At 65.5% G+C, this 10337-nt stretch carries 11 protein-coding genes; 3 read left to right on the forward strand and 8 right to left on the reverse strand.

All coding sequences use genetic code 11. The annotated features are described in order from the left end of the window. Window positions 1-139: 139 nt before the first annotated feature. Complete coding sequence (locus tag ACWIVK_RS03005; protein ID WP_448575070.1) at window positions 140-946, forward strand: tyrosine-protein phosphatase; 807 nt, start codon at window positions 140-142, stop codon at window positions 944-946. Here ACWIVK_RS03005 and hemG read toward each other — a convergent pair. The 3 genes from hemG to hemE are packed head-to-tail and all read right to left on the reverse strand — an operon-like array spanning window position 943 to window position 4419. Next, the gene (hemG, locus tag ACWIVK_RS03010) at window positions 943-2358 is read right to left on the reverse strand and encodes a protoporphyrinogen oxidase (protein ID WP_448575071.1); all 1416 of its coding nucleotides are present in this window, start codon (window positions 2356-2358) and stop codon (window positions 943-945) included. The two genes, ACWIVK_RS03005 and hemG, sit on opposite strands and share 4 nt — an antisense overlap. Beyond that, window positions 2355-3311, reverse strand: coding sequence for a ferrochelatase (hemH, locus tag ACWIVK_RS03015; protein ID WP_448575073.1), 957 nt, complete (start codon window positions 3309-3311; stop codon window positions 2355-2357). Before hemH ends, hemG begins: the two co-directional genes overlap by 4 nt. A 19-nt stretch (window positions 3312-3330) precedes the next feature. Beyond that, the gene (gene hemE, locus ACWIVK_RS03020; protein ID WP_448575074.1) at window positions 3331-4419 is read right to left on the reverse strand and encodes a uroporphyrinogen decarboxylase; all 1089 of its coding nucleotides are present in this window, start codon (window positions 4417-4419) and stop codon (window positions 3331-3333) included. A gap of 166 nt (window positions 4420-4585) precedes the next feature. On the opposite strand from hemE, the gene ACWIVK_RS03025 reads away from it, so the two are divergent. Both ACWIVK_RS03025 and ACWIVK_RS03030 read left to right on the forward strand, forming a co-directional pair. Continuing rightward, window positions 4586-6436 carry a methyl-accepting chemotaxis protein gene (locus ACWIVK_RS03025; RefSeq protein ID WP_448575075.1) on the forward strand — a complete coding sequence of 617 codons (1851 nt, stop codon included), beginning with the start codon at window positions 4586-4588 and terminating at the stop codon, window positions 6434-6436. A gap of 81 nt (window positions 6437-6517) precedes the next feature. Further along, window positions 6518-7462, forward strand: a complete 945-nt coding sequence (locus tag ACWIVK_RS03030; protein WP_448575076.1) for a hypothetical protein — start codon at window positions 6518-6520, stop codon at window positions 7460-7462. 6 nt (window positions 7463-7468) lie between these two features. Here ACWIVK_RS03030 and ACWIVK_RS03035 read toward each other — a convergent pair whose 3' ends face one another. The 5 genes from ACWIVK_RS03035 to ACWIVK_RS03055 all read right to left on the reverse strand — a co-directional run. Then, window positions 7469-8272, reverse strand: coding sequence for a 2-keto-4-pentenoate hydratase (locus ACWIVK_RS03035; RefSeq protein WP_448575077.1), 804 nt, complete (start codon window positions 8270-8272; stop codon window positions 7469-7471). Window position 8273: 1 nt separating this feature from the next. After that, window positions 8274-9002, reverse strand: a complete 729-nt coding sequence (locus tag ACWIVK_RS03040) for a 2-keto-4-pentenoate hydratase (protein WP_448575078.1) — start codon at window positions 9000-9002, stop codon at window positions 8274-8276. A 15-nt stretch (window positions 9003-9017) separates the two neighbouring features. Continuing rightward, the gene (locus ACWIVK_RS03045) at window positions 9018-9338 is read right to left on the reverse strand and encodes a tautomerase family protein (RefSeq protein ID WP_448575079.1); all 321 of its coding nucleotides are present in this window, start codon (window positions 9336-9338) and stop codon (window positions 9018-9020) included. Continuing rightward, window positions 9247-10092: an alpha/beta fold hydrolase gene (locus ACWIVK_RS03050; protein WP_448575080.1), complete on the reverse strand. Its 846-nt coding sequence runs from the start codon at window positions 10090-10092 to the stop codon at window positions 9247-9249. Before ACWIVK_RS03050 ends, ACWIVK_RS03045 begins: the two co-directional genes overlap by 92 nt. Window positions 10093-10121: 29 nt before the next feature. After that, window positions 10122-10337: flavin reductase family protein (locus ACWIVK_RS03055; RefSeq protein ID WP_448575081.1), on the reverse strand; the 216-nt coding region annotated here is incomplete at its 5' end.

Raw genomic sequence — 10337 nt, forward strand, 5'->3', positions numbered from 1 at the left:
CTCTGCCAGCGAAGGAGCACGATGGGGATCCTGTGCCCGATCTCCACGAGCGAGAGAGCACCGCCGACATGGTACGGCCACAGTCGCTCGCCTCCGTGCGAGTAGACTCGGTAAGGGACAACTGAGGAGGTGGAGTGCCTTGCACCACGGGGAACCTCCGATCCAAGTGGATATCCACACGCACGTGCTACCGGGTATCGACGATGGCGCTCGCGACATCGACCAATCCCTCGCCATGCTTCGCGTCGCGGCCACGGACGGGACGCAGATCGTGGTCGCGACCCCGCACGCGCGCCGGACCGACGCGGCCCAGGTGGTCGCTGCGCTCGAACGCCTGCAGGCGGTCATGGAGCGAGAACGGCTGCCACTGCGACTGGCCAGTGGCATGGAGGAACAACTCTGGCCCGATCTGGTCGATCGCCTCCTCGCGGGTACCGCCTTGACACTCTCGGGCACACGCTGGGTGTTGGTCGAGTTGCCTGACTGGACTGCCTGGCCGAGCGACCTCGCCGATCGTCTCTTGGAACTGCGCGCAGCTGGGTTCCGCCCGATCCTCGCCCACGTCGAGCGTTACGTACCGGTCCAGCACCAGCCCGATCGCCTTCTGGAAGCGATCGCCGCCGGTGCACTGATCCAGGTGAATGCTGACTCACTGTTCGGTCAGAATGGCTACGCGGCGCAGCAAGTCGCGCTCCGCCTGATCCGGGCAGGTGCGGTGAGCGTGCTGGCCAGCGATGCGCACAGTCCAGACTGGCGGGCTCCGCGCTTGCGACCAGCCTTCGAGCGAGTGGCCGCGCTCTTCGGCGAGGAGACGGTCATCCGGCTCCAAGCCAATGCGATGGCTGTCGTGCACGACGGGGACGTCGCACCGCCCCGTCCAGATCCTGACGTGCTTTCGGCTCCAACGACACTGCTCGAACGCGTCCGCGCCTGGGTCGGTTTCTAGCTTCCCACGCGCTGCACCGCTCCGATCCCCTGCAGAACCGCCTCGGCGGCCCGCCAGCCACTCGCGATGCAGTCCGATACGCCTACACCGTCATAGGCTGCGCCGGCCAGCGCCAGTCCCGGCCAGGAAGCCAGGCGACTCCAGAGTTCGGCGATCCGCTGCCGATGACCGACGCGATACTGCGGCAATGCCCGGTCATGCCGGGAGACGACCGCATGCAGGGGTTCGGCACGCAAACCGACCACGGAGCGGAGTTCCTGAAGCGCGACCGCGACGAGAATCTCACTCGGGGCATCGCCGCTGAGCCCCGCTCGCTCGGTCTGGAAGAAGACGCGGACGAGCCCGAGATGTTCTGGGGCTCGTGCTGGGAATTTATTGGTGACCCAGGTCACAGCCGAAATCGGCCGCCCTTCGCGTGCGGGGACCAGGAAGCCTCGCCCCCGCGCGAATCCGGCGAGATCGCTCTGGCGGTACACCAGCGTGACCGCCGCGCTGGAGGCGTACGGAACAGCCAGCAAGCCCGCTGCGACTTCAGCAAAGGACGACTCGAGCAGTCGGGCTGCCCGCCAGGCCGGTACCGCGAGGATCACCCCATCAGCCTCCAGCCGTGTCCCATCGGCCAGGTCGATCGCGAATCCACTGTTGGAAGGCGCAATGTCGAGCGCGGTCATACCGGTCCGCACCACGGTGCGCTGCACATCGCTCGCGACCGCTCGTACGAGACGTTCCATACCAGACCGCAGGGTCAGGAACGGTGAACCACCGGGTAGTCCAGCTGGTCGTCGTCCCGGCATGGCCATCGCGCTCAGCAGACTGCCTCGCTCCCGCTCCAGGTGCCGCAGATGCGGATAGGTTGCGAGAACGCTCAGCTGCCGCGCGTCTCCAGCGAAGATCCCCGAGAAGAGCGGCTCGGCCACACGCTCGGCGAACTCGCGACCGAAGCGGCGGCGTACGAAGCTCGCCAGCGATTCGTCGTCTTCATCCAGCCGGGGTGGAACGAGGTACTCAGCGAGGAGCCGCAGCTTCCCGAGCGGCGAAAGGAGCGGGCTCGTCAGGAACGGCCGAAGGCGCGTCGGGACCACGAGGGAAAGCCCGCTGGGAAGCGGCAGCAGGCGCCCATCGTGCATGATCGACGTCTCGGCCTGATCCGACCGCAAGCCGATGATCTCCGACTCCAGGCCGAGGGCACGGGCGAGTTCGGTTGCGGCAGGTTTGCTCGCGACCCACGAATCCGGGCCATGCTCGATGATGACCTCGCCCCAGTGCTCGGTCCGGATCCATCCTCCCAGGCGGGGCTCTGCCTCGATCAGCGTGACGCTGACCGCCGGACTCAGCCGTTCGAGGCGCCAGGCCGCCGCGAGACCAGCGATGCCCCCGCCGATGACGACCACATGCGCGTGCACCGCGCTCATCGTACTTCGACACGCGCCTCGCGCAGCGTCCGCCGCACCGCATTCGCGATCGCTCGACAGAGCAGGGGATGATCGTTCAGCATCGCTGGTCGTTCGAGCACGATCCCTCGGGACAACGCGTACTCCTTGTGCGCGATGTCGACGTCGTAGAGCACTTCCACGTGGTCGCAGACGAACCCGATCGGTATCAGCAAGACCCGCGCGACACCGGCAGCCGCCAACTCGTCGAGCGTCTCCTCGACTGTCGGCCCCAACCACGGTTCCTCGCTCGCCCCCTGACTCTGAAACGCGAAACGCCACTCGTACTCGGGGAAGTGCGCCGCGACCAGCCGGACAGAGGCGAGAATCTCCTCCCGGTACGGATCTCCCCAGTCCAGGATCCGCGTCGGCAAACTGTGCGCAGTGAACAGCAAGAGCGTCCGGGATCGCTCCGTCTCGGGAACGGCACGGAGCGCCGTGGTGATCCGGTCGACCCAGGCGGCGATGAAATCCGGCTCGTCCTTCCAGCTCTCGACCGCGTGGACGGGCACCGTCGCCTGCTGTTCGCGGAGCGCCTCGTCCAACCGCGCCAGATACGCGCCCACGCTCATCCTGGAGTAATGCGGCGCCATCACGACCGCGACGAGCCGGTCGACGCCGTCGCGCAGGATCACTGGAACCACCTCGCGAATGAACGGATGCCAGTGCCGCATCGCCACGTACACGCGGTAGTCGACCCCATCCTCGGCCGCATGCTCCTGCAATGCTCGTTCGATCCCGAGCGCCTCGGCTCGGGTGTGCTCGAGGATCGGGGAACGGCCACCGATCGCCCGGTACCGCTCCGTGAGATCAGCCAGGAGTTCGGGGGAATACGGCCGCCCGTGACGGACGTCGAGGAGGAAGGCTGGCAGATCCTCCAAACGATCGGGACCTCCGTAGGCCATGAGCAGGACAGCGACGCGCTCGCGTGTCACAGTTTTCCTCCCTTTGTACTCAGTGTCGGACACGGGCACTGTACTCATGCACGAACTCGACGAGAATCGCGACCGCATCGGGCGATGTCTCCGGCAACACGCCGTGCCCGAGGTTGAAAATGTGACCGGGGCGACCTGCTGCACGGTCCAAGATGTCCCGAGCAGCTTTCCGGAGGTCATCAGCTGGCGCCAGCAGCCAAGCCGGATCGAGGTTCCCTTGGATCGCTCGCGGGCCGATCGCGTCCCAAGCACGATCGAGCTCGATCCGCCAGTCCACGCCGATGACATCGGCTCCCGTCTCAGCGACGAGCTCGAGATAGCCGGCTGTTCCGGTGCTGAAGACGATGACCGGGACCCCGAGCGCTCGAACCGCTGTCACGATGCGCCGTGTCCACGGAAGCACCGCGTCACGGTAGACAGCTGGTGCCAATGCACCGGCCCAGCTGTCGAAGAGCTGCACGACCTCGGCACCAGCGCGAACCTGCAGCGTGAGATAGCGGATCGTGAGCTCGGTCAAGCGTTCCAGCAAGCGTTCCCAAGCAGACCGCTCGGTGAGGAGAAAGCGTTTCGTGCGCACGTACTGGCGAGAGCTCCCGCCCTCGATCAAGTAGCTGGCCAGCGTGAAGGGAGCCCCGGCGAAGCCGATGACTGCCACCCGCTCCGGCAATTCCGCCCGCACGATCCGGATCGCCTCGACCACCGGCCAGAGAGGACTTTCGTCCGGTTCCGGGAGCCGGTCGACCGCTGCTGGCTCGCGGATCGGCGTACCGATGACCGGCCCTTCGCCCTCGGCGAACCTGAGCGGCACACCGAGCGCGAGCACGGGCAGCAAGATATCGGCAAAGATGATCGCCGCATCGAGGGAATAACGGCGGAGCGGCTGGAGCGTCACCTCGGCGGCGAGTTCCGGTTGTCGACAGATTTCCAAGAGCGTATACCGCTCCCGTAGGGCACGGTACTCCGGGAGATAGCGTCCAGCTTGCCGCATCAACCAAACAGGGGTCGCCTCGACCGTCTCTCGACGGCATGCCCGAAGCAGCGGTGAATTTACCATTGTGTCATCCGATCGACGATTGCCTTCTGCCTCTTCGGCCATCGCGATGGGCATGGTGACCCATCCGCTTCGCTCCGAGTCTACCACTCTGCATACCCGTGCAAACGACCTCCTGTGCGCGAAGTCAGCCGACCAGGACCTTCATAGGACCGATTGGCTACGCACCGGTCATCGCCGAATGCCGAGTCTTTCCGAGTGAGGAAAGAAGGAGGAAATACCGATGAGCCAAGGGCCGCACCACGATTGCCGCGAACGTTGGACCGCCGGCGGAGCTGCGCTCGCTGAGGCACTCCGGCTCACGAACGAGAACCTCGAATACCGTCGCCAGTTCATTCGCTTGACGCCGACCGATCGCGCTGTCTTAGCCAAACTCGCTCCCTGGGCGGAGCGCGTCGCTGACCGCCTCGCCCGCCGCCTCTACGATCACCAATTCACCTTCCCCGAAACGCGCCGCTTCTTCGAGCGGTACGCCAACCAGCGCGGGATGCCGCTCGAAAAGGTCAGGCAGCGCCTGGAGCGCACCCAAGCAGCGTACTTTCGCTCCATCTTCGAGGAGGCAGCGCGCGGTGGAGACTTCGGTCTCTCCTACTACACGATGCGGTTACGCATCGGTGCTATGCACAACCAGATCAACCTTCCTCTCAAGTGGTACGTCGGAAGCTACGCTCTCTACACGGATCTCGTTCGAGACGAACTCCGCCGTGCCTTCCGGCTTCGTCCACGCTTGCGTGCGCAGGCGGAACGCGCTATCCTCACGGTCTTCAACTACGATCTCCAAGCCGTGTCCGACGCGTTCTTCCTCGATTACCTTCGTTCGATCGGTCTCGATCTCGGGAGTATCCCAGTCAGCGATGCTCGCGAGGACCTCTCTGACCAGCATGGCGAACTGCGGCGACGCCTCACGGAAGCGGTCACCACTCTTACTGGCAGCTGCCAACAGTCTTCGACGCTCAGCCACGCCCTGGCGCGAACGAGCAACGACTTGGAGCGGATCGCCCGGGCGATCGCTGCGGCGAGCCGGGAACTGGCTACCACCATGGCGCACGATCAGCATCTGGTCGACCAGGTCGCCACAGCCCACACGCAGATCGATCAAGCCGCCACTGGTATCGCCCGCGGTGCCGGTCAGCAGGACACGACCATTCGGCAGTTGCACAGCGCGGCCCGCGAACTCGCGCAACGGATCGAAGCCATCGTCGAGCGAGCTGGTCAGGGAGCGACGAGTGGACGCGAGGCACTGACCGCTGCTGAGCAAGGTGGGCAGGTCATCACCGTCACGCTCGGCGAACTTCGTCTCCTGGCGGAAGGGATGCGCGAACTTGCCGAACAGGTCGAACAGCTGACCAGCCTGGCCAGCCAGGTCGGTCAGATGGGACGCACGATCGAAGAGATCGCCGAACAGACGAATCTCCTGGCCCTCAACGCGGCGATCGAAGCAGCCCGCGCCGGGGAAGCCGGCAAAGGATTCGCAGTCGTCGCCGAGGAGGTCCGCAAGCTGGCCGAGCGGTCGAAGCAGGCCACCAGCGAGATCCTGGAACTGGTCGGCGCCATCACCGAGTCGATCGGCAAAGCCGCTGCCTCTGCCCGCCAAAGCGCCCAACGTGCCGAGCAGAGCTCGGAACTGGCCGGGAACGCCGAGCGAGCCGCTCAGGAAATCGTGGAGCGAGCTCGCGCCCTCGTCGAGAGCATCGTCGCCATCGATCGCGAGGGCCAACTCGTGCGCCGCTCGACCGAACAGGTCAGCACGCTACTCGAAACGGTCAATGCGGTGACCCGCGAGCACGCTGCAGCCGCTGAACAACTCCAAGCGACCATGCATGCGGTCCACCGTCAATGGCAAGAGCTGGAAACGCATCTACGCGCCAGCCTCACACGAGCCGAACAAGTGGCCGGCGAGAGCGATGCGCTCGAGGAGATCGCGAGCGAAACCGCACGGCTAGCTCGGCTCATCGAAGAGCAAGCAGCAGCGCTCGGGAGTTCCGCTCGCGCCTTCGCTGCTGCTGGTGATGCGAAGCTCGTCGCGCTCTCGAACGAGCGACCGACAGGCCAACTCTTGATCACCGCCGAGTGATCGGCCGACGGGAACCTCCTGCCGAGCGAGATCGTCATCTCTTCAGGAAACCTCGAAGGCTCTCGGCAGTAGGTGCTCGTCATGTCTCGTCGAACCAAACGTGAGCAACTCCAGAGGCACGACCCGCGTCTCTATTCGCTCGTCGCTTTGGTGTTGGTCAATCTCCTCGGTTTGGCCTGCGCAGCCGGCCCGGCTGGCACCCTACCGACTCCGACCCCGATCGCACACCCGAGCGAGCCCGATGCCCTGATCCTGCGCATCGAGACGAGCGGAGGGCTCCTTCCGCCCTTCGTCCTCGTCACCGAGTTACCCGAGCTTTCCATCTATGGCGATGGAACGGTCATCACGCTCGGACCGCAGATCCTCATCTATCCACCCCCTGCGCTTCCCAACCTCCTGCAGAGCCGGATCACCGAGGACGGTCTGCAGTTGCTGCTCCGAGAAGCCGCCGCTGCCGGTCTCCTCGCCGGGGATGCCGATTACCCGCTCCCCGGTGTCTACGATGCCCCGACGACCTTCTTCACGGTCAACGCCGCTGGGAAGCGGACCCGTGTCTCCGTCTACGCGCTGGGAATCGAGGATCCGAGCGATCCGCGCCTGACTGCTGAGCAGCGGGAAGCACGCCAGAAACTCGCCGCTTTCGCCGCGAAGGCGCGCGACCTCACGAGCTGGCTACCAGCAGACACGATCATCGAGCGCGACATACCCTACGTCATCACGCGCCTGCAGATCGTCGCTGTCCCGGCCGATGCTCCCCTCGCACCGCAGTCTCCCGAGAACATTCCCGTGAGCAGCCGCCCGTGGCCATTGCCGATGCCGCTGTCCCAGATCGGCGAGCCTGCGCCGTGGGTAGGGCCGACCGCCCGCTGTGCGGTCATCGAAAGTCGCAAGGAGCTACCCCGTCTCTTGGAAGAACTCGCCACCGCGAACACAGCGACGCGTTGGGAGAGCGACCAGCAGGAGTTCGTGCTGCTCGTCCGCCCTCTTCTCCCGGACGAGACCGGATGCCAACCGCGTCGCTGGTAGCGTCGCTCACACGAAGCGAACCGTCAGCGGTGGCTGACCGTGCAGCTCGACGACGAACACGTCGCCGCGGGCCGCCGGAAGAGCGCGGGCGAGCGAGCCCGAGAGCACGATATCCCCCGGCTCGAGCGCGATGCCGAATTCCGCGAGTTTGTTAGCCAACCACGCGACACAGCGAGCCGGATGACCCAACGCCGCTGCCCCGATTCCCTCGGTCGCGACTTCCCCGTTCTTGTGGATGATCATGCCGAGCGTGCGAAGGTCCTCGTGCACCAGTGCCCGACTCCACGGACCGACAGTGAAGGCACCGAACGAGGCATCGTCGGCGATGGTATCGGCCAGTTTGATGCGCCAGGCCTCGATGCGGCTATCGACGATTTCCACTGAGAGCGCCACTGCCTCGGTCGCAGCGAGCACCTGCTGCAGCGAGACGCCGGGGCCCTCCAAGCGACGACCGATCAAGAAGGCGATCTCTCCTTCCAGGCGCGGCTGAATGAGCATTTCAGTCGGAATCTCGGCTCGCCCGCCGCGAGCCGGGAAAAAGCGCGAGGCCCAGAGGCTCCCATAGTCCGGTTCACGAACCCCCATTTGTTCCTGCATCGCCCGGCTGGTCAACCCGATCTTGCGACCGATGACGCGTTCACCCTGCGCGATCCGCAACTCGGTCCAGCGTGTCTGGATGGCATACGCCTGTTCCGGCGTCAGGGGACCGAGTGTCTCCGTGAGTGGGGGAATCGGCTGCTTCGTCGTCAGGGCACGCTCCAGCTGGCGCGCCACTGCCTCGCTCTCCACTGCCACCACCTGATCCGCCATGTCACGCCTCCAGTCGACCCAGCAGGACCGCTCCAGACGGGCCGCGCAACTCGAGCACCCCAGTTCTCGCCGGCACTGCTGCCGCTGGCGAGCCCAGGTAGATAACGTGACCAAGCTCCAGGCCACCGACTGCCTGTGCCAGCCACGCGACATGCTCGGTCACCGGCTCGAGCGCAGCGATCGCGCCGGCGGCGACCAGTTCGCCATCCACGTAGAGGGAGAGTTCACCCTCGACCGGCCAGGGCAGGGCCTGCTCGCCGAGCAAGAACGCTCCCCCAGAGGCATTGTCAGCGACCACGTCCGGAGCGCTGAACCGATACCCTTCCCAGACGCTGTCGAGAAGATCGATGCCCAGAAAGGCCGCCCCGATGGCCAGCGCAACCGTACCGGGCGACGCTCCGGGACGGACCGGATCACGCAATACGACCGCGATCTCAGGCTCGATGCGCGGTTGGACGAACTCGCTCAGGGAGAGTACCGGCTCACGCAACATGGCCCGGCTGATTCGACCGTAGATCGGGCTGCTCAGTCCCATCTGAAGCTGCTTCGACGGGCTCACCAACCCCAGCTTATAGCCGACGAGTGCGTGGTCGGCCAGGGAAGCAGCTTGCACACGATACGCGCTCTCTAGGTCGACGCCGAGTTTTTCCGCGAGCGGCGCAAGAGGCTGGCGCCGCTTTCGTGCATCGCGGATCGCTTCCAGGAGTTTTTTCTCTGCCTCGCTCAGCATCGCTCGACACTCCCCTCAGACTCCTGACTGCGACGAGGCAGCACGGTCTCGCTCGGCCATCGTCATCGTCCCGATGCCCCACTCATCGCGTCCGACCTCGTAGATGACGGTACGAATTTCCTCCACGGGAAAACCGAGATGACGCCCAGCTGCTGCGGCAAGTCGACGAATCAGCTCGGCCTTCTGCTCCGGCGTGCGCCCTTCGACCATCGTCACCTTCAGGACCAGCATCGTGCTCTCCTTTTCAGAGCGTGCCGCGCAGAAACGCACGGACCAACTCGTTGAAGCTCTCGCGTTTCTCGATCTGTACCCAGTGACTGCACTGCCCGAAGACATGGAGTTGCACCCGCGGCAACCGTGGTAGGAGCCAGAGGCTCGTTTCCACCGGCACGACCACGTCGTCGCGTCCGTGCACGAGCAAGATGGGTCGATCCAGCGCGCGATAAGCCTCTTCGGGAAGGACGAGAGCATCCAGATGCTGCTGACGCGGTGCGGGGAACATCGCCTCGTAACTCCGGCGCACCGCTGGGTCGAGCGCCGCCGCCAAGCGGTCGCGAGCGATCGCGTCCAGGTCACCACCGACCGTCGCTGGCTCGTAGACGAACCAGCGGATGATCTGGGCCAGGCGTTCCGCCGTCGGTTCTTCGTAAAAGCCCCAGGCGACGTCCAGCTGTTCCGTCATCCGGTGCGGGGCTCCGACTGTTCCCATGAGGACGACACGCTCGAAACGGTCGCGGTACCGATGGAGGAGATGGAGCGCGATCGCCCCGCCCATCGAATTTCCGACCAGATGCGCCCGCCCGAGCCCAAGATGATCCATGAGCGCGATCACCTGCTCGACCCAGAGATCCATCCAGGCCCGCGCGCCGATCGGTGGCGGATCAGGGTGCCCGCTCCGGGCAAACCCCCAGAGATCCGGGGCGATGCAATCGAAGTCGCTCGCCAGTGCAGGAAGGGCAAAGCGCCAGTTCGCCCAGGCCGTCACTCCCGGGCCGGAGCCATGGAGAAAGATGACCGGGTCTCCACGCCCTGCCCGATGGAAATGGGTAGGTAGTCGCCCCGCGTGCACGACCGACTCGGCGATCGTCACGTCCCCTCTCCCTTCCGCGGCAGCGCGGCTCACCACCACCACATACTGGTATCGTGCAGCTGAACCTCCAGGCAGCGGAAATCACCGCCAAAGAAAACGAGCGGCTCGCGCTCCCAATAGTCCAGCCAGCGCACCCGTCCCAACACCAGCGTATGGTCCCCTGCGGGCACCCGCTCCCAGACGTCGCACACCACCTGCGCGACTGCCCCCTCCAAGAGCGGCACCCCCTCCCGCCAGGCAAAGAC

The organism is Thermomicrobium sp., from assembly GCF_053493975.1.